This is a genomic window from Marmoricola sp. OAE513, from assembly GCF_040546585.1.
In the GTDB taxonomy this organism is placed as follows: domain Bacteria; phylum Actinomycetota; class Actinomycetes; order Propionibacteriales; family Nocardioidaceae; genus Marmoricola.
Genome location: NZ_JBEPOC010000001.1, coordinates 1583504 through 1601128 on the forward strand (window position 1 = coordinate 1583504; position 17625 = coordinate 1601128).

General features: G+C 69.3%; 18 protein-coding genes. 11 read left to right on the forward strand and 7 right to left on the reverse strand.

The features are described from left to right. Nucleotides 1-189: 189 nt before the first annotated feature. Nucleotides 190-780: a hypothetical protein gene (locus ABIE44_RS08090; RefSeq protein ID WP_209719718.1), complete on the forward strand. Its 591-nt coding sequence runs from the start codon at nucleotides 190-192 to the stop codon at nucleotides 778-780. 13 nt (nucleotides 781-793) lie between these two features. Here ABIE44_RS08090 and ABIE44_RS08095 read toward each other — a convergent pair whose 3' ends face one another. Continuing rightward, nucleotides 794-1264, reverse strand: a complete 471-nt coding sequence (locus ABIE44_RS08095) for an RrF2 family transcriptional regulator (RefSeq protein ID WP_354438378.1) — start codon at nucleotides 1262-1264, stop codon at nucleotides 794-796. Between the two features lie 95 nt (nucleotides 1265-1359). On the opposite strand from ABIE44_RS08095, the gene ABIE44_RS08100 reads away from it, so the two are divergent. Then, nucleotides 1360-2091 carry an SDR family oxidoreductase gene (locus tag ABIE44_RS08100; protein ID WP_209719714.1) on the forward strand — a complete coding sequence of 244 codons (732 nt, stop codon included), beginning with the start codon at nucleotides 1360-1362 and terminating at the stop codon, nucleotides 2089-2091. A 215-nt stretch (nucleotides 2092-2306) separates the two neighbouring features. Here the strand turns inward: ABIE44_RS08100 and ABIE44_RS08105 are convergent, their stop codons facing one another. Continuing rightward, complete coding sequence (locus ABIE44_RS08105) at nucleotides 2307-2624, reverse strand: GIY-YIG nuclease family protein (RefSeq protein ID WP_209719712.1); 318 nt, start codon at nucleotides 2622-2624, stop codon at nucleotides 2307-2309. Between the two features lie 482 nt (nucleotides 2625-3106). Here ABIE44_RS08105 and ABIE44_RS08110 point away from each other — a divergent pair, with 482 nt between their 5' ends. Continuing rightward, on the forward strand, nucleotides 3107-3400 hold the full coding sequence (locus ABIE44_RS08110; protein ID WP_209719711.1) for a hypothetical protein: 294 nt from the start codon (nucleotides 3107-3109) through the stop codon (nucleotides 3398-3400). 84 nt (nucleotides 3401-3484) lie between these two features. Here ABIE44_RS08110 and ABIE44_RS08115 read toward each other — a convergent pair whose 3' ends face one another. Together ABIE44_RS08115 and ABIE44_RS08120 are read right to left on the reverse strand one after the other, a co-directional pair. Beyond that, complete coding sequence (locus tag ABIE44_RS08115; protein WP_209719709.1) at nucleotides 3485-4378, reverse strand: alpha/beta fold hydrolase; 894 nt, start codon at nucleotides 4376-4378, stop codon at nucleotides 3485-3487. 75 nt (nucleotides 4379-4453) lie between these two features. After that, nucleotides 4454-6040: a helicase HerA-like domain-containing protein gene (locus ABIE44_RS08120; protein ID WP_209719706.1), complete on the reverse strand. Its 1587-nt coding sequence runs from the start codon at nucleotides 6038-6040 to the stop codon at nucleotides 4454-4456. Nucleotides 6041-6199: 159 nt separating this feature from the next. Here ABIE44_RS08120 and ABIE44_RS08125 point away from each other — a divergent pair, with 159 nt between their 5' ends. Both ABIE44_RS08125 and ABIE44_RS08130 read left to right on the forward strand, forming a co-directional pair. Further along, nucleotides 6200-6496 (forward strand): type II toxin-antitoxin system VapB family antitoxin, encoded by a 297-nt coding sequence (locus ABIE44_RS08125; protein ID WP_209719704.1) that lies wholly within the window; start codon nucleotides 6200-6202, stop codon nucleotides 6494-6496. Further along, complete coding sequence (locus tag ABIE44_RS08130; RefSeq protein ID WP_209719701.1) at nucleotides 6493-7032, forward strand: LytR C-terminal domain-containing protein; 540 nt, start codon at nucleotides 6493-6495, stop codon at nucleotides 7030-7032. The genes ABIE44_RS08125 and ABIE44_RS08130 overlap by 4 nt, the downstream gene beginning before the upstream one ends. Nucleotides 7033-7036: 4 nt before the next feature. Here ABIE44_RS08130 and ABIE44_RS08135 read toward each other — a convergent pair whose 3' ends face one another. After that, nucleotides 7037-7480: a nuclear transport factor 2 family protein gene (locus ABIE44_RS08135; RefSeq protein ID WP_209719699.1), complete on the reverse strand. Its 444-nt coding sequence runs from the start codon at nucleotides 7478-7480 to the stop codon at nucleotides 7037-7039. Between the two features lie 23 nt (nucleotides 7481-7503). Between ABIE44_RS08135 and ABIE44_RS08140 the strand changes: the two genes are divergently transcribed. After that, nucleotides 7504-8682, forward strand: a complete 1179-nt coding sequence (locus tag ABIE44_RS08140) for a sulfotransferase family protein (RefSeq protein ID WP_209719697.1) — start codon at nucleotides 7504-7506, stop codon at nucleotides 8680-8682. A 27-nt stretch (nucleotides 8683-8709) separates the two neighbouring features. Here the strand turns inward: ABIE44_RS08140 and ABIE44_RS08145 are convergent, their stop codons facing one another. After that, a complete protein-coding gene (locus tag ABIE44_RS08145; RefSeq protein ID WP_209719695.1) occupies nucleotides 8710-9261 on the reverse strand; it encodes a TetR/AcrR family transcriptional regulator in 552 nt (183 codons plus the stop codon). Between the two features lie 63 nt (nucleotides 9262-9324). On the opposite strand from ABIE44_RS08145, the gene ABIE44_RS08150 reads away from it, so the two are divergent. From ABIE44_RS08150 to ABIE44_RS08165, 4 genes are all read left to right on the forward strand, one after another. Continuing rightward, a complete protein-coding gene (locus ABIE44_RS08150) occupies nucleotides 9325-10596 on the forward strand; it encodes a hypothetical protein (protein ID WP_209719693.1) in 1272 nt (423 codons plus the stop codon). Beyond that, nucleotides 10593-11429, forward strand: a complete 837-nt coding sequence (locus ABIE44_RS08155; RefSeq protein ID WP_209719691.1) for an oxidoreductase — start codon at nucleotides 10593-10595, stop codon at nucleotides 11427-11429. The genes ABIE44_RS08150 and ABIE44_RS08155 overlap by 4 nt, the downstream gene beginning before the upstream one ends. Continuing rightward, on the forward strand, nucleotides 11429-12418 hold the full coding sequence (locus tag ABIE44_RS08160) for an oxidoreductase (RefSeq protein WP_209719687.1): 990 nt from the start codon (nucleotides 11429-11431) through the stop codon (nucleotides 12416-12418). The genes ABIE44_RS08155 and ABIE44_RS08160 overlap by 1 nt, the downstream gene beginning before the upstream one ends. A gap of 96 nt (nucleotides 12419-12514) precedes the next feature. Beyond that, entirely contained in the window at nucleotides 12515-14443 is a 1929-nt protein-coding gene (locus tag ABIE44_RS08165) for a hypothetical protein (protein WP_209719683.1), read from the forward strand. A gap of 66 nt (nucleotides 14444-14509) precedes the next feature. Here the strand turns inward: ABIE44_RS08165 and ABIE44_RS08170 are convergent, their stop codons facing one another. Next, nucleotides 14510-15997, reverse strand: a complete 1488-nt coding sequence (locus tag ABIE44_RS08170; protein ID WP_209719680.1) for a potassium/proton antiporter — start codon at nucleotides 15995-15997, stop codon at nucleotides 14510-14512. Nucleotides 15998-16110: 113 nt separating this feature from the next. Here ABIE44_RS08170 and ABIE44_RS08175 point away from each other — a divergent pair, with 113 nt between their 5' ends. Further along, on the forward strand, nucleotides 16111-17568 hold the full coding sequence (locus tag ABIE44_RS08175) for an FAD-binding protein (protein ID WP_209719677.1): 1458 nt from the start codon (nucleotides 16111-16113) through the stop codon (nucleotides 17566-17568). Nucleotides 17569-17625 lie beyond the last annotated feature (57 nt).

Genomic DNA, 17625 nt, shown 5'->3' on the forward strand with positions numbered 1-17625 from the left:
CCCGTGGTGAGGAGTGCTGTTGAGGTCCTAACGACGCACGCTGCCAGAAGGAACGGCCTGGGAGATACAAAACCAGCGCATTTGTTTCCGGCGAGTTCCGGATCCGGACCCGCACATCTGGCCGTCGCCCGTACCGCAATGGCCGTCCTAGTCTCGGCACAGATCTCGGACCACAGCCCAGGAGGCAGCGTGTTCATCCAGGTCATCCAGGGCCGCAGCAGCCGGCCCGACGAGCTCCGCGCGGTCGGCGACTCGTGGCTCACCGAGCTCGGTCCGGGCGCGACCGGGTACCTCGGCGGGACGTTCGGCTTCACCGACGACGGGCTGTTCCTCGCCGTGATCCGGTTCGCCTCCCGCGCCGATGCGACGGCCAACTCTCAGCGCCCCGAGCAGGGCGCCTGGGCAGAACGACTGATGGCGACCTTCGACGCGCCGCCGGAGTTCCGCGACTACGACGAGGTCCTCGTGCTGCTCGACGGCGGCTCCGACGACGCCGGCTTCGTCCAGGTCATCCAAGGTGTCGCCCGGGACCGCGCTGCGGTCGACCTGCTGGTGGGCAACGGGGACGCCCTGCGGGCGATGCGACCCGAGATCATCGGCGGCACGTTCGCGATCGCCGAGGACGGGTCGTTCACCGAGACGGTGGCGTTCACCGACGAGGCGACCGCTCGCACCGGCGAGGCGGGCGAGTTCCCGCCAGAGGTGGCGGTCGCGCTGTCCTCGGTGATGGACGGCGCGGTCTTCCACGACCTTCGCGCCCCCTGGTTCGAGAGCCCCTGAGCAGGGTCCGCCGTCAGCCCGGGGCGAGCCAACCCCGGAGCGCGTCGAACGTTCCCGCACCGTTGTCCCGGACCACGCTGCCGGCCAGGTCGTCGACCGAGACCGAGGCGAGCGAGCGACGCCACGCCTGCTCGGCCGCGCCCATCGCCCGGGCCACGCCGCACGGCTTGAGGCACTTCTCAGGCGGGGTCGCGAGCGGTCCGCGCTGCCGGATCTCGGTGCACCGGAACGCCGGCTCGGGCCCGTCGACCGCCTCGACGATGTCGAGCAGGCTGACCTTCGCCGCAGCGCGGGTGAGCTCGTAGCCACCGACCCGTCCCCGCGTCGACCGGACCAGCCCGGCACGCGACAGCTGCTGCAGGTGCTTGGCGAGGTAGGTCTTCGACACCCCGTGCAGCTCGGCGAGCTGGGCGGCCGAGACCGGCTCGACGGCCTGGCTCAGCACGACGCAGCAGTGCACCGCCCACTCGACGCCTTCGGTCATTTTCACGGTTCCGATTATACCCGGATGACAACTGTCCGCATTCGTGGTTACTATCGCGGATAGAAACTATCCATGTTTAGCGAAGGAGCACCCCCATGCGCATCGCCATCGCCGGCTCGACCGGCCTGATCGGTCGTCAGCTCGCCGCCCTCGCCGCCGAGCAGGGTCACGAGGTCGTCGGCATCGCTCGCGAGACCGGCTTCGACCTGCTCGACGGCGCTGGCCTCGAGGAAGCCCTCGACGGGGCCGACGCCGTCGTCGACGTCACCCAGAGCCCGAGCCTCGACGAGACCGAGGCCAGCGAGTTCTTCACCACCGTCGCCCGCAACCTCGGGACCGCAGCCCACGCATCGGGCGTCGGTCGCACGGTCGTGCTCTCGATCGTCGGAACCGACCTGTCACCGGACTACGGCTACTACGTCGCGAAGACCGCCGAGGAGAACGCGCACCGGCAGCACTCCCCCGGCACGGTCGTGCTGCGGGCGACGCAGTTCCACGAGTTCGCCGGCCAGATGCTCGCCTGGAACACCGACGGCGCCACCGTCTCAATCATCGATGTCCCGACGCAGCCCGTCGCGTCCGCCGAGATCGCCCGGCTGCTCCTCGAGCTCGCGACCGACCCGGCCGCGCAGGACACCAACCTCGCCGGACCGCGCCAGGAGCTGCTCGTCGACCAGGTGCGCGAGCTCGTCCGTCGCAATGGTCAGGACCTCGACGTCGTGGCCGTCCCCGGCCCGCCGTCGATGGCCGGTGGCTCGATGCTGCCCGGCCCGGACGCCGTCATCGCCGGCCCGACCTGGTCCGAGTGGCTGGACGCGCAGGAGTGATCTCTACGGCGCGACCAGCGTCCGGCTGGTCGAGCTCAGGCCCGGGTGGTCGAGCTCAGGCCCGGGTGGTCGAGCTCAGGCCCGGGTGGTCGAGCTCAGGCCCGGGTGGTCGAGCTCAGGCCCGGGTGGTCGAGCCGTGAGGCCCGGGTGGTCGAGCCGTGAGGCCCGGGTGGTCGAGCCGTGAGGCCCGGGTGGTCGAGCGTAGTCGAGACCAATCAGCCGCCCGGGTCCTCTTGCACCCCTCGCTTCATCCAGCCGTTACGCCCGCGGGCGAGGCCTGGGAGGTCGTCGTACCGACCCTCGATCAATGCTTCTCGCTTGGCGCGCGACCAGTTCTGGACCTTCTTCTCGAACGCGAATGCTTCGGGGATCGTCTCGAACTCCTCGGCCCACACCAGGACCACGGGAAGTCGTCGGCGGGTGTACTCCGCACCCATCCCCCTTTGGTGCTGGTAGACGCGAGCCTCGAGAAGCGTGGTGCTACCGACGTAGTAGCTGCCGTCTAGGCACTGAAGGATGTAGGTCCATGCCATCACCGCAGCCTGCGGCGTCGTACGCCGCAGATCGAGGCCCCTGCCCGCCCTTGTGGAGGGGCAGGTCAGGGATGAGCCTGGGCAGTTTGGTCTCGACTACGCTCGACCACCCGAGACCTACGCTCGACCACCCGAGACCTACGCTCGACCACCCGGACCTACGCTCGACCAGACGGACCTACGCTCGACCAGACGGGTCGTGGGCGGCCTCGGCGACGAACAGGCCGCGCACCCCGCCGCGGGCCTCCGCAGACTGGACCAGCTCGACTATTTTCTCGGGTCCGCCGTGAAACGCGACATCTGTGGCTACGGTGGTTCTCCGGTCCATCTCCGCTCCCGTCTGGTCCGCACCGAGGTTGAGCGAGGGTACCGGCAGAAAGATCGGGACATTTCATCCGAAATGCCGTAACCCCGACCTGAGCGCCTCGTTATCCCTGTCAGAACCCCGCGACCGTCGCAGGGACCGAGACTGGGAGGCCACCATGCTGATCATCGCTCTGGGACTGGTACTCATCTCCGCTGCGTGCGCCGTCGTGCTGATGGAGGCGAGCCAGACCGTGCTTCCGGTCGTCGGACGCGGCATCCCGGTCCCCGACTCAGCAGCCCCGACCACCGACTGGCGCGGTGCGGCGCTCAACGCGCACACCGACTCGGCGAACCTCCAGTTCGCGATCGTCGCCGCGCTCGAGACCGACGACCTCGGTCACCGCGACACCATCCTGCGCAGCGCGCTGCGCGAGACCGGCTCCCGCGTGCCGGTCAACGTCGCTCTCTGAGTTCATCCCTCCCTGAGTTAGTCCCCACCGCAAAGCACCAGACATCTCCCTCCCGGGGTGCTTTGAGGTGGGGACTAACTGCTTTCAGGAAGCCCGGGTCGCTGCGTGCTGCCCGGCGAAGGTGTCCACCAGCGCGCCGATCACGTCCGGCTGCTCGCTGACGACCCAGTGGCTCCCGTCGACCTCGACGACGGTGAGGTCGTCGACGAACGGCACCGGCACCTCGGTGGCGAGCCGGGTCGAGACGTAGTTGTCGCGCGTCGGCGCGAGCACCTGCACCGGGATGCTGGTGTGCACCGGCCGCGGACGAGCAAGTCGCTGCGGCATGTTGGCCCGGTAGAGCTGGATGCCGTTGACCTTGTCGGCCTCGCTGCGGACGACCGGGTTCTTCAGTGCAGTCTCGGCGCGGCCCTTCAGCTCGGCACGCGCGATCCCCTGGTCGACCGCGGCCAGCCGGACCACGCGCTCGGGGAGCCACGGGATCTGGAAGACAGCGATGTACCAGGACGACAACGCCTGGCGCAGCGAGGCACCGGGGTGGCTCCGGTCGCGCATCCAGGTGCCGACGTAGTCCAGGTGCGGACCGGAGATCGAGGTGTACGACGCGATCCGGTCCGCGAACCGCGGGTCGGTCACCGGGCCCCAGGACTGGATCGAACCCCAGTCGTGGGCCAGCAGGTGCACCGGCGCATCCGGGCTCACGTCGTCGATCACCGCGGCGAAGTCCTCCACCAACCGGTCGATCTTGTACGCCGCCTTGCCCTTCGGCTTGTCGGAGGCGCCGGCTCCACGCACGTCGTAGGTGATCACGCGGTAGCGGTCGCCCAGCTCGGCGGCAACGCCGTCCCACACGGAGTGGTTGTCGGGGTACCCGTGCACGGCGACGAGAACCGGGCCCTCGGGATTGCCGGACTCGAACACCGCGATCCGGGTGCCGTCGAGGGACGTGACGGTGTGGTTTACAGACTGGTGAGCCATGTACACACCGTGGTCGCTCATTGAACGTCTGTCAATAGCGGGTGGGCGCGCAGATCCCCTGCAGGCTGGGGGAGCTCAGCGACGACCTGTGCCGAAGGCCCCGCGGACGATCTCCCGGGCCGCGGTCCGGAGAACCTGCCGGAATGTGGTGGAGTTCACCACCTCGGTGACCACGCTCTTGTCCTTCGCCTGCCGCGCACGCTTCGACGGGGCGCGCTGGGGCCCAGGCGCAGGCGCGGGCGCCGGGGCCGGCGTGGTCGGTGCGGGTACGGGGGTGCCCGCGGTCTCGGCCGCCGCCTTCTCCGCCCCCGCGGTGAGCCGTGCCCCGAGCTGCTCGCGGGCGGACTCGCGATCAACGGGGGTCGCGTAGGTCGCGTACAGCGCCGATGCCTGCACGGCCTTGGTCATCTCGGCCGGATCGGCCGGGCCCATCAGCGACTCGGGCGCGCGCAGGCGGGTCCACGCGACCGGCGTCGGCGCACCGCGCTCGTTCATCACGGTGACGACGGCCTCGCCGATCCCTAGGGAGGTGATCACCTCGCCGAGGTCCTCGTAGTCGCTGTTCGGGTAGGTGTTCACCGTCGCCTTGAGCGCCTTGGCGTCGTTCGGGGTGTGCGCACGGAGCTGGTGCTGGATCCGCGAGCCGAGCTGGGCGAGCACGTCGTCGGGCACATCGGTCGGCGACTGGGTCACGAAGAAGACCCCGACGCCCTTGGAACGGATCAGCCGCACGGTCTGCGCGATCGCGGCCAGGAAGTCCTTCGAGGCATCCTTGAAGAGCAGGTGCGCCTCGTCGAAGAAGAAGACCAGCTTGGGCTTGTCGACGTCCCCGACCTCGGGCAGGTCGTGGAAGAGGTCCGCGAGGAGCCACATCAAGAAGGTCGAGAACACCGCCGGCCGGTCCTGGAGGTTCGGCAGCTCGACCAGGTTAATCAGGCCCTTGCCCGAGGGCGTGTTGCGCAGCAGGTTCCGGCTGTCGAACTCGGGCTCGCCGAAGAACGCGTCGGCACCCTGGTCGGAGAACGCGATCAGCTCGCGCAGGATCACCCCGGCCGTCGCCGCCGACAGCCCGCCGAGATCCTTCAGCTCAGGCTTGCCCTCGTCGGAGACCAGGTACTTGACCACCTCGCGCAGGTCGGCGAGGTCGAGGAGCGCCAGTCCGGCCTTGTCGGCGTAGTGGAAGATCAGGCCGAGCGAGGACTCCTGGGTGTCGTTGAGCCCGAGGACCTTGCTCAGCAGGGTCGGCCCGAACGCGCTCATCGAGACCCGCAGCGGGATGCCCGTGCCGACACCGCCGAGGGCGTAGTACTCGACCGGGAACGCGGTCGTCTTCCAGGTCTGGCCGACCGAGGCCGCCCGCGCGGTGATCTTCTCCCCGCCCTCGCCGAAGGTGGAGAGCCCGGACAGGTCGCCCTTGATGTCGGCGGCGAAGACCGGAACACCCGCGGTGCTCAGCTGCTCGGCCATCAGCTGCAGCGTCTTGGTCTTGCCGGTTCCCGTCGCCCCGGCCACCAGTCCGTGCCGGTTCAGCATGCTCAGCGGGATCCGGACGTGCACGTCGGTGAGCTCCTCCGCGCTCAGCATCAGTGCTCCCAGCTCGAGCGCTGCGCCCTCGAACGCGTATCCCGCTGCGACCGCCGTACGGATGTCTTCGTCTCCCATGGGCAGGACTCTAAGCGGTTCGGACCAGCCCGGCGCCGCGCCGGGAGACGGGATTCTCGGCACCTTTCCTATGATGGCCCTGTGATCCTCACTCCGTCCGTCCACGAGTTCTCGGCCGCTCAGCACCGAGCAGGCTCGGGCACTCGGTAGCCTCGACCCGTGATCTTCAAGCGCATCGGCGACGGGCGCCCGTACCCGGCCCATGACCTGGGGCCGCGGGACTGGGCGGCACTGCCGCCGCGCCCGGTGCGCCTGGACGAGCTGGTCACCACGAAGGACACCCTCCAGCTCGCGGCCCTCCTGGACGAGGACTCCACCTTCTTCGGCGACCTCTTCGCCCACGTCGTGCAGTGGGAGGACGAGCTCTACCTCGAGGACGGACTGCACCGGGCTCTGCGCGCGGCGCTGCAGCAGCGCCACGTCGTGCACGCCCGGGTGTACGAGGCCAAGCGGTGACCTCGACCCCGCGCGGGACCGTCTCCGCGGTCTCGCTGGCGGTCACTGTCGTCATCGTGATCGTGATGGCGGTCTGGGGTGTCAACGCCCTCACCGCGCCGATCGAGGATGACGGCGACACGAGCTCGTCGACCGATGACGGCACCCTGACCTGCGCGGCCGGCCAGGAGCTGGTCGAGACCAAGTTCCTCAAGCGCAGCCAGGTCGTCGTCAGCGTCTACAACGCCGGCAAGAAGGCAGGCCGCGCACGAGCCACGCTCGACAACTTCGAGGCTGCCGGCTTCCGCGCCGGCGAGGTCGGCGACGCCCCCGAGCGGACCGACGTACGGCGGGCCGAGGTGCGGGCCAAGGCCTCCGACGCCGTGGCCGCCGGCCTGGTCGCGCAGTCGCTCGGCAAGAACACCCAGGTCGTGGTCGCGGACGCCGAGGACCTCGGCCCGGGGATCAACGTGATCATCGGCGACAAGTTCAAGAACCTGGACCCGAAGGCGCCGAAGCGGGCGCGGCTCAAGGAACCGAAGTACAGCTGCGTCTGAGCCGTCACCACTTCAGGTGCTGACTCAGGTCCCCCATGAGGTCGACGAACAGCGTGCGGGTGGCGAACCACCACTCCCCGTCGATGACCTGGAACGTGTCGTGGTACCTCCCGGCGATGATCGGCTGCAGCGGCAGAGCCGGCGTGGCCTGGACGACGCAGTAGTACGACCGGCAGGTCGCGGTGCCGGCCTCGTCGTCGACCTCGATGATCGCGTTGGTGGTGATGTGCTTGGTCTTCGGCGTGCCGTCGTCCTCGTAGAGCCGGGTCGACATGCCGTACATCTTGGCCGCACCCTCCTTGCCGACGAACTGGGTCTCCGGCGGCCCGTTCTCCTGGCCGAAGATCGTCGCGTGCGTGAAGAGCTCGGCGACGCCGTCGAGGTCCCCGCGGTCGATCCGCTCGGCGTAGGTGTAGAGCAGATTCTCGATCTTCCGGGCGCTGTCCATGGTCCGGAGCATAGGTTTCGCGCGTGGACCTGCGCGCGGACTTCTCGCCAACTGCCCTGATCGAGACTGCCCGGACCAAGGAGTCGCTCGACGACTTCGGGCCGTGGGCGTTCGAGGAGCCGCTGGCCGTGCTGGCCGAGGACTACCTCGGGGCCGACCTGTCCGAGATGGGCGCGCACATCCTCCGCGCCGGCCTCGTGCACCACCTCCGGATGCGGTTGCGCGCGACCGAGTGGCGGCGCCGGCACCCGGAGATCGCCGAGGAGGTCATCGAGGCGCCCGTCGTGGTTGTCGGGATGATGCGCAGCGGAACGACCCTGGTCCAGCGCCTGATCGCGGCCGACCCGCGGTTCACCTGCGCGCACGGGTGGGAGGTGATCTCCCCGGCTCCGCGCCTGGACTTCGACTTCGCCGGCCCCGACCCGCGGATCGCCTCCGCACTGACCCGGCAGGAGCAGACCCAGCAGTTCATGCCGGACCTGTTCGCGATCCACCCCATGTACGTGATGGAGGCCGAGGAGGAGATCGTCTTCCTCGACGCGGCGTTCCTCTCGCACGTCCCCGAGTCGGGGGCGAACCTCCCGACGTACCGGCGTTGGCTCGATCACGCCGACTTCGCGCCGGCGTACGGGCACCTGCACGAGATGCTCCAGCTGCTGCAGTGGCAGAAGCGGCAGCGCGGCGAGACCGTCGGCCGGTGGGTGCTGAAGACCCCCGTGCACCTGGGCTACCTGGACACGCTGCGCGCCCAGTTCCCCGACCTGCACGTGGTGCACCTGCACCGGGATCCCCTCGAGACGATCCCGTCGGGCGCCAGCCTCAACGCGGTGCTGCACGGGATGCACTCCGACCACGTGGACCTGCACCGGGTCGGCAGCCAGTGGATCGAGCGGATGGGCTGGACCAACGACCGCGCCCTCGCGACCCGGGCGGCATGGGCGGCGTCCGGCAGCGAGCCGGCCACCGACCTCGCCTTCGAGGATGCGGTCGCCAGGCCGATCGAGTCGATCAGCACCGTGTACGACGCCATCGGCCTGGACCTCAGCGCGGAGGCCGAGGCGTCGATGCGCGACTGGTTGGTCCGGCGCCCGCGGGAGACCGGCCGCCCCGACTACCGCGCCGAGACGTACGGGTTGAGCGAGGGACAGATCAAGGAGCGGTTCGCGGCGTACGAGGCGCGCTTCCGTCCCCAGGCTGGTTGAGGTGCCCGCGCGCAGCGCGGCCACACCTCAACCAACCTGGTTCAAGGCTTCCTCGGTCAGCGCGCCCAGCGTGCGCAGGTCGTGCGGCTCGGGGCCGTCGCTCCACACCGCGACCGCCGCGAACACGGCACCCGCGAGCGTCTCGGCCCGCACGGCGGCAGCCAGGTCCTCGACGCCCCGCTCCACGAGCAGTGCGCGCAGCTCGGTCGCCATGGCAGCCTGACGGTCGCGGAAGACCCTCTCGATCCGCTCGGGGCTCAGCAGCTCACGCCGCAACCGGGCGATCTCGACCAGCAGGCGCGGGTCGGTCGGCGCGGAGCTCAGCGACTCGAGCACCGAGCGGTGCAGCGGCTCGTCGACCGGGCGGCTCCGCACGGCCGTCCTGAACCAGGCGAGCCCTTCGACCAGATCGGCGAACAGCACCTCGTCCTTGGTCGCGAAGTGCCGGTAGAACGTCCTCTCGGTGACCCCGGCCTCGGCCGCGATCGCTGGCACGCTGGCTCCTTCGAACCCGTCGGCGACGAAGTGCCGCAGGGCGGTGGCACGCAGTGCTGCTCGCGTGCGCTCCGACTTGGTCACCGCGCGAGGCTATCATTTTGTCAGTACTGACATTTTCGTCGAATCGCTGCTAGCGTCGCCGACATGTCTCCTGCCTTCCCCGACCACCCGGTCGCCACCGCCGAGCAGCACGCGCACGAGCTGGCGGCTCTCGAGCTGGTCGAGCACCCCACCGTGCGCGCCGCGTACCGCGACGTCGCCGAGACCTGGCTGGCCCGCGCCAAGCCCAGCGACGCGATGCGCGAGCGCTTCAACGCGGCGTACGAGGAGGTGATGTTCTCGGCGGCTGTGTGGTCCAGCAACCAGGACCCGTTGCGACCGAAGGTCACCACGATCACCCGGCTCGCGCACGAGGTCGAGGGCGTCCGGATCCCCGGCACCCGCTGGGGCATCGACAACCCGGACTCGGTCTACCGGGTCATCCCGATCTCGGGCGAGGAGAAGTACGTCATCCGCGGCCGGGTCGGCGAGCACCGGATGACGGAGAACTACTTCACCCTCTGGAACGCCCACATGGGGACCATCGACGTCGTCGACGGACGCCGGATGGAGGTCGCCCCCGACGGCACCTACGAGATCACCGTCGACGCCAGCGAGAAGAACGGGCGCACCAACCACATCCAGTCCACACCCGAGGCGCACGAGTTCTACATCCGCGACGTGCTCCTCGACTGGTCGCTGGACCAGCCGAACGAGATCACCATCGAGCGGGTCTCGACAGGCTCGACCACCGGTGACCGCCCCGCCCTGACCCTGGACGAGCAGGCCGAGAAGACCGCCGCGATGATGGCGCACTTCGCCGACTTCACCGGCAAGCTCTCCTACGGGATGTCCAAGTCACCCGCGAACCACTTCTCGCTGGCGTGGAACTCCAACCAGCACGGGGCGATGGTCGGCCAGGTCTACGTCGCCGGGCGCTTCGACCTCGAGCCCGGCCAGGCGTTCGTGGTCGACGTCAGCGACGGCGGCGCGGAGTACTTCACCGTCCCGCTCGGCAACCTGTGGGGCACCACGCTGGACATCTACGGCAGCACGAGCTCGCTGAACAAGGCTCAGTCGAAACCGAACGGGGACGGCACCTACACCTACGTCATCGGCCCGGAGAACCCCGGCGTCCACAACTGGATCGACTCGGCCGGCCTGCGCGAGGGCTTCCTGACGCTGCGGATGGCGGAGTTCGGTCCGGGCGGCGCCACCGAGGACCTCGCCGCCACCGGACGCGTCATCGACCTCGACGACCTCGACAAGGAGCTCCCCGACATCGCCCGGATCGACGAGGCCGGCCGGGCCGACCAGCTCGCCGAACGTCAGACCGGCTACACGAAGAACCGCCTCCCCGAGGGAGTCGTGGCATGAGCCGCTGGCTGATCACCGGGTGCTCGACCGGGATCGGGCGGGAGATCGCGACCGTCGCCCTCGAGGCCGGGCACCAGGTCGTCGTCACCGCGCGCAAGGTCGAGGCCGTCCAGGACCTCGTCGACTCGTACGGCGAACAGGCCGTCGCCGTCGCTCTCGACGTCACCGACCGCGGTCAGATCGCGAACGCGGTCGCTGCGACCATCAGCGCGTTCGGCGGCATCGACGTACTGGTGAACAACGCCGGCTACGGCTACCTCTCCGCCGTGGAGGAGGGCGAGGACGCCGAGATCCGGGCGCTCTTCGACACCAACTACTTCGGCGTCGTCGACACCATCCAGGAGGTGCTGCCCACGATGCGCGAGCAGGGCAGCGGCCACATCATCAACATCTCCTCGATGACCGGACTGGTCGCGAACCCGCCGAACGCGTTCTACTCCTCGACGAAGTTCGCCCTCGAGGGACTCACCGAGGCGCTCTCCAAGGAGGTCGCCGCCTTCGGGATCAAGGTGACCGCGATCGAGCCCGGCGCGTTCCGCACCGACTGGGCCAGCCGGTCGATGCACGAGTCCTCGGCCCCCCTCGAGGCGTACGCCGAGGACGTCGGCGTCCGCAAGGACCTGATCAAGCAGTTCGCCGACCACCTGCCCGGGGACCCGCGCAAGTGCGCCGAGGCCGTCGTCATGGTGGCCGGACTCGAGCAGCCGCCGCTGCGCCTGCTGCTCGGTCACGACGTCCTCAAGGCCGTGCGGGAGAAGATCGAGCAGCTGACCGCGTCCATCGACGAGTGGGAAGCCGTCACCAAGGACGTCAACTTCCCGGCAGGCACGTGATGACCTACGCCGCCACCGAGCAGGTCCCGCTGGGCTCCGGCTTCGGCCTGCACACCACCGCTGCCGAGGTGCTCGAGGGCATCGACCTGCGCGGCAAGCGCGCCCTGGTCACCGGTGGCTACTCGGGCATCGGCATCGAGATGGTCAAAGCACTGGTCGCGGCCGGGATCGACGAGGTGCTGGTTCCTGCGCGACGTCCGGAGACAGCGGCCGAGGCGTTGGCGGGGATCCCGCGGGTGACTCTCGGGGTGATGGACCTCTCCGACCAGGCCAGCGTCGCGGCGTACGCCGACCAGGTGCTCGCTGCGGGCGGGCACCTCGACATCCTCATCGGCAGCGCCGGGATCATGGCGACCCCGCAGGAGCACGTCGGCCCCGGCTGGGAGCTGCAGCTGGCCACCAACCACCTCGGCCACTTCGCGCTCGTCAACCGGCTCTGGACGCTGCTGCGCGACACCGGGGCAGGGGGCGCCCGCGTCGTCAGCGTCTCCTCCGGCGGCCACCAGTTCGGCGGGATCCGTTGGGACGACCTGGACTTCGCCCGCGACGGCTACGACAAGTGGCTCGCCTACGGGCAGTCCAAGACGGCGAACGTGCTGTTCGCCGTCGAGCTCGACCGGCGCGGTGCCGAGCACGGCGTCCGCGCGTTCGCCCTGCACCCGGGCGCCATCCTGACTCCGCTGGGCCGGCACCTCCAGGCCGAGGACGTCGAGAACCTGCTCTCCTACGGCAGCGACGGCAAGCCGCTGATGCCGGAGTTCAAGTCACCCGAGGCCGGTGCCGCGACCGCCGTCTTCGCCGCGACTTCGCCGCTGCTGGAGGGGCTGGGCGGCGTCTACCTGGAGGACTGCGACATCACCGGAGTCGCCGATCCCGAGAACCGGGTCACCGGTCAGGCCCTGGGCGTCTTCCCGCACGCCAAGGACCCAGCCGAGGCAGCCCGGCTCTGGGCCTGGTCGGCCGAGCAGACCGGGGTCGACGCGCTGTAGAAAAAAACTTTCGCGAGAAGTTGCAAGGTTCCGCGCCCGTGGTGCTCCTACCACCACGCAACGCAACCGCAACCGATCTCTCGAAAGGCTCCAGCCATGTTCCGCAAGACCTTCACCGGCTCGCTCGTAGCCGCCTCGCTCACCGCGGGCGCCCTGCTCACGATGCCCTCGGCCTCCGCCACCCCGACCTTCGTCTCCGGCACCAACGTCAGCGGAGTCGGCAACCTCCCCACCGACGCCGACTTCGCCATGGCGGAGAACGGCACCGCCGTCGCCACCTGGATCCGTGACGGCCGCGTCGTCGCGGCCTCCCGCCCTGCCGGCACCTGGCACACCGACTACGTGACCGCTCCCGGCACTGTCGTCTCGAACCCGACCGTCAGCACCAACGACAAGGGCGAGACCGTCGTGGCCTGGATGCAGACCGACCAGTTCGACGACATCCGCGTCGCCGCCGCACGCATGGACGCGGAGGGCAACTTCCCCGACCCGCAGCTCATCAGCACCGCAGGCTCCCCGGACGTGCAGGCCCCCCTCGACGCAGCCGTCGACGGGAAGGGCAAGCTCTTCGTCGCCTACGAGATCTCCAACGGTGGCGGGTTCGACCAGGTCCGCGTCTCGACCCTGGACAAGGCCGGCACGGCGGACACCAAGTCCGTCTCCGGCACCTCCGCCCACCAGCCGAGCATCGCGGTGAACACCGCCGGCCAGGCGCTGATCGCGTACAACGAGGAGTACAACGCCGACGACGTGATCAACACCCGCCGGTTCGACCCGAGCAACCAGACCTGGTCGGCGACCAAGTCCGTCGGGCTGGTCGGCAAGTACACGACCGAGTCCGACGTGGCCCTCGGCGACGACGGTTTCGGCACCGTGGTCTACGGCAAGAAGGTCGACGCCGACTTCCGGGCGATGACCAGCACCTCCAAGCCGGACGCCACCCTCGGCGGCGCCGTCTACGCCTCGCCCGCCGGCTACACGGCCGCGTTCTTCAGCGTCGACCAGAACGACAAGGGCGCTGCCCTGGTCTCCTACACCCGCATCGGCGGCGGCAACTACGTCGGCTACACCCAGCGCGCGACCACCACCGGCAACTGGACCAACCCGGCGATCGTCTCCGGTGCCCTCAGCGGCCTGTCGGCGTCGCACGCCACGATCAGCGACTCCGGGTTTGCCTTCATCGGCTTCGACGACAACGAGCACCAGCGCGCTGCCTACCGCTCGAGCGTCATCCAGAACATGACGACGTACGACTCCGGTGACACCAACTACGTGTACGGCGGCACCGGTGTCGGTTCCGACAACCAGGGCAACGTCCTCTTCGCCGGCATCATCCACAGCGCCGACCCGGCCAAGGGGTTCATCTCCGCGAAGATCCTGGACACCGCCGGTCCGACCTCGACGGTGAGTGCGCCGGCCAGCTCGGTCGGCACGACGTTCAAGGTCAGCCGCGCTGCCAGCGACCGGTTCTCGAACCTGGGCAACGGAAGCATCCGGGTCCGGTCGGCCAAGTGGGACAGCAACCTGGGCAACCCGACGATCATCTCGTCGAACTCTGCTGCCACGTCCCTCGACTTCACCGGCAAGCCCGGCTACACCTACTGCTTCAGCAGCCTGGCCAAGGACTCCCACGCCAACACGGGAGCCTGGAGCGCCGAGAAGTGCACGACCGTGGCGCACGACGACCGGCACCTGTTCAACGCCAAGAAGTTCAAGCGGGTCAAGTCCGGCGCCGCCTACCAGGGCACGCTGAGCAAGGCCACCACGAAGAACGCCAAGCTGATCCTGCAGGACCTGAAGGTGCGCAAGATCGCGATCGTGGTCAAGAAGTCCGCTCACGGCGGCAAGATCAAGGTCTCGTTCGGCGGCAAGAAGCTGGGCACCTACAGCCTCAAGGGCAAGGGTTCGAAGCAGGTCATCAACGTCAAGGACCTCGGCTCGGTCAAGACCGGGACCCTGGTGATCAAGGTGATCAGCAAGTCCGGCAAGACGGTCAAGATCGACGGCGTGATCGCGACCCGCTGATCCAACGCTCCTCGGCCCCGTCGACCACCAGGTCGGCGGGGCCGTGGCGTTCTTGCGTGCGGCGTCCTACTCGTTGAGCCACTGGGCCAGGCGGCCCTTGAGCGAGACCGCCCGCAACCGGGCCTCGGTCTTCTCCCGCGTCTTGCGGGGCGTGACGACGAGCAGCTCGTCGCCACGACGCAGGACCGTGCGCAGCTGAGGAACCAGGGTTGAGCCGTCACGGACGATCAGCGAGACCGAGGCGCCCTTGGGCAATCTCAGCTCGGCCACCTCGACGCCGTGCATCAGGGACTTCGGCGAGATGGTGATCATCAGCAGGTCCGCCGCGATCCGTTCGAGGGGAGCGGCCTCGACGTCGAGGTCGCGCGGCTCGCTGCGCCGCGCGACCTTGAGCACCCGGGCGACCAGCGGCAGGGTCGGTGCCGTGATCAACGTGTAGATCACGGTCATGACGAAGACGATGTTGAACAGCTGGGTGGCGTCGTCGACCCCGGCCGAGAGCGGGATCGTCGCGAGCACGATCGGCACCGCTCCGCGGAGACCCGCCCAGCTGATGAAACCGAGCTCGCGCACGGGCATCGGCTGGACCAGCGCCGAGACGAAGACCGAGACCGGGCGCGCGACCAGGGTCAGCACGAGGCCGGCGGCGAATGCCAGCCCCACGTCCTCCCACGTGATCAGGCTCGGCGTGACCAGCAGCCCGAGCATCACGAAGAGCCCGATCTGGGCGAGCCAGGCCATCCCCTCCGCGAACGACCGGGTGGCGGCACGGTGCGGCAGCTCGGAGTTCCCGAGGATCAGCGCCGCGACGTAGACGGCCGCGAAGCCGGAACCGTGCACGGTGGCCGTGGCGGCATACGCGAGGACCGAGAGGGAGAGGACAGCGAGCGGGTACAGACCCGAGGACGGCAGCGCCGCCCGGCGCATCGCCCAGGCGCCGCCGAACCCGACCAGGAGGCCGCCGAGCACACCGACGACGAGCTCGAAGGCGACCTCGCCGACGAAGCTGGCGGCGCCGTGGTGGCCCGAGGCGCTGACCAAGGTCACCAGCACGACGGTGGGCGCGTCGTTGAGGCCGGACTCGGCCTCGAGCGTGGAGTTGAGGCGCCGCGGCAGCGGCACCCGGCGCAGCACCGAGAACACGGCTGCCGCGTCCGTCGGGGAGGTGAGCGCACCGAGCAGCACCGAGATCTGCCAGCTCATCCCGAAGACGAAGTGCGCTGCCAGCGCGACGATCCCGACGCTGACGGCGACGCCGACGGTGGCCAGGGACAGGCCCATCTTGACCACCGGGCGCATCTCGCCCCAGTTCGTGGTGAGACCACCTTCGGCCAGGATGATGATCAGGGCCGCGAAGCCCAGCGCGTTGGCCAGCTCGGCGTCGGAGAAGCTGACGCCCAGCCCGGCCTCGCCGATGCCGACCCCGATGAGCAGGTAGAGCAGAAGGCTGGGGAGGCCGGCTCCGGTGGAGGCCCGCACGGCCAGGATCGCGACCAGCAGCACGCCCGTGCCCGCCAGGAGACCCTGGTTGAGCGTGTGGACGTCGAGTGTCATGAAGAGCGGCACCTGGCGGTGGGGGCTGTGGAGAGCAGTCTATCGGAGGCGGTCTCCGGTCCGACGCCGGCCGAACTGTAGAACTTGTTCTAGTTTCGTCCTACCCTTCTCCCATGACGACCGCCCTGCCTGATGTCCTCCCCGCTTCCGCGATCCCCTCCGACGTCGAGGAGACCGACGTCGTCGTCATCGGGTTCGGCATCGCCGGCGCCTGCGCAGCGCTGGAGGCAGCCCGGTCGGGCGCGCGCGTCGTCCTGCTCGAGCGGTCCGCGACGTACGGCGGCACCAGCGCGATGTCCGGCGGGCACTTCTACCTGGGCGGCGGCACCGCGGTGCAGCAGGCGACCGGGCACGAGGACTCCGCAGACGAGATGTACAAGTACCTGGTCGCGGTCAGCGAGGACCCGGAGCACGACAAGATCCGCGTCTTCTGCGACGACAGCGTCGAGCACTTCGACTGGGTCGAGGCGCTCGGCTTCCAGTTCGAGCGCAGCTACTTCTCCGGCAAGGCCGTGATCCAGCCCAACACCGAGGGTCTGATGTTCACCGGCAACGAGAAGGTCCACCCCTACCGCGACGCTGCCGTCCCGGCCCCGCGCGGCCACAAGGTCCCGGTCCCCGGTGACACCGGCGGCACCCAGATGGTGATGGACCTGCTCAACGAGCGCATCAAGGAAGCCGGCGTCGACGTGCGGTACGAGGTCGGCGCCACCAACCTCGTCCAGGACGCCGACGGGTCCGTCGTCGGCGTCGCCTGGAAGAAGTTCTCCGAGACCGGCCACCTGAGGGCCAAGGCCGTCGTGGTCGCCGCCGGCGGCTTCGTGATGAACCCGGACATGGTCGCCGAGAACACCCCGGCCCTGGGCGAGAAGCTGTTCGTCCTCGGCAACACCTACGACGACGGCCTCGGCCTGCGCCTGGGCAAGTCGGTCGGCGCACAGCTGAAGTTCATGGACGAGCCCTTCATCACCGCGCCGTTCTACCCGCCGTCGGTCCTGGTCAAGGGCATCGTGGTGAACAAGGACGGCAAGCGCTTCGTCACCGAGGACAGCTACCACTCCCGGACGTCGTACCACGTGATGCACCAGCCGGAGCAGAAGGCGTACCTGATCGTCGACTCCGCGCACATCGAGCACCCCTCGATGCCGCTGTGCCCGTTCATCGACGGCTGGGAGACGGTCGAGGAGATGGAGTCCTCGCTCGGCATCCCCGAGGGGAACCTCGTCGAGACGCTCGGCAGCTACAACAAGCACGCGCACAACGGCGAGGACCCGGAGTTCCACAAGCACCCGGACTGGATCGCACCGCAGGACCAGGGTCCGTGGGGCGCTTACGACCTGACCCTGGGCAACGCCCTGTACGCCGGCTTCACGCTCGGTGGGATGCGCTGCACGGTCGACGGCCAGGTCCAGCGCGAGGACGGCAGCGTCGTCGCCGGCCTGTACGCCGCCGGAGCGTGCGCCGCGAACATCGCCCAGACGGGGGCCAGCTACGCCTCGGGCACCCAGCTCGCCGAGGGGTCGTACTTCGGTCGTCGCGCCGGTCGGCACGCCGCCGCCCAGAAGGGCTGACCAGAAGGCCTGACCAGGGGGCCGAGCACCTGAGAAGCGGCTTCAGGAAGCGCCGTT

Bases quoted from the DNA above. Each gene is read 5' to 3' on its own strand.
- ABIE44_RS08105 (WP_209719712.1), bottom strand. From the start codon at position 2,624: ATGGCATGGACCTACATCCTTCAGTGCCTAGACGGCAGCTACTACGTC.
- ABIE44_RS08150 (WP_209719693.1), top strand. From the start codon at position 9,325: ATGTCTCCTGCCTTCCCCGACCACCCGGTCGCCACCGCCGAGCAGCAC.
- ABIE44_RS08110 (WP_209719711.1), top strand. From the start codon at position 3,107: ATGCTGATCATCGCTCTGGGACTGGTACTCATCTCCGCTGCGTGCGCC.
- ABIE44_RS08095 (WP_354438378.1), bottom strand. From the start codon at position 1,264: ATGACCGAAGGCGTCGAGTGGGCGGTGCACTGCTGCGTCGTGCTGAGC.
- ABIE44_RS08160 (WP_209719687.1), top strand. From the start codon at position 11,429: ATGACCTACGCCGCCACCGAGCAGGTCCCGCTGGGCTCCGGCTTCGGC.
- ABIE44_RS08100 (WP_209719714.1), top strand. From the start codon at position 1,360: ATGCGCATCGCCATCGCCGGCTCGACCGGCCTGATCGGTCGTCAGCTC.
- ABIE44_RS08135 (WP_209719699.1), bottom strand. From the start codon at position 7,480: ATGGACAGCGCCCGGAAGATCGAGAATCTGCTCTACACCTACGCCGAG.
- ABIE44_RS08120 (WP_209719706.1), bottom strand. From the start codon at position 6,040: ATGGGAGACGAAGACATCCGTACGGCGGTCGCAGCGGGATACGCGTTC.
- ABIE44_RS08170 (WP_209719680.1), bottom strand. From the start codon at position 15,997: ATGACACTCGACGTCCACACGCTCAACCAGGGTCTCCTGGCGGGCACG.
- ABIE44_RS08165 (WP_209719683.1), top strand. From the start codon at position 12,515: ATGTTCCGCAAGACCTTCACCGGCTCGCTCGTAGCCGCCTCGCTCACC.
- ABIE44_RS08155 (WP_209719691.1), top strand. From the start codon at position 10,593: ATGAGCCGCTGGCTGATCACCGGGTGCTCGACCGGGATCGGGCGGGAG.
- ABIE44_RS08175 (WP_209719677.1), top strand. From the start codon at position 16,111: ATGACGACCGCCCTGCCTGATGTCCTCCCCGCTTCCGCGATCCCCTCC.
- ABIE44_RS08115 (WP_209719709.1), bottom strand. From the start codon at position 4,378: ATGGCTCACCAGTCTGTAAACCACACCGTCACGTCCCTCGACGGCACC.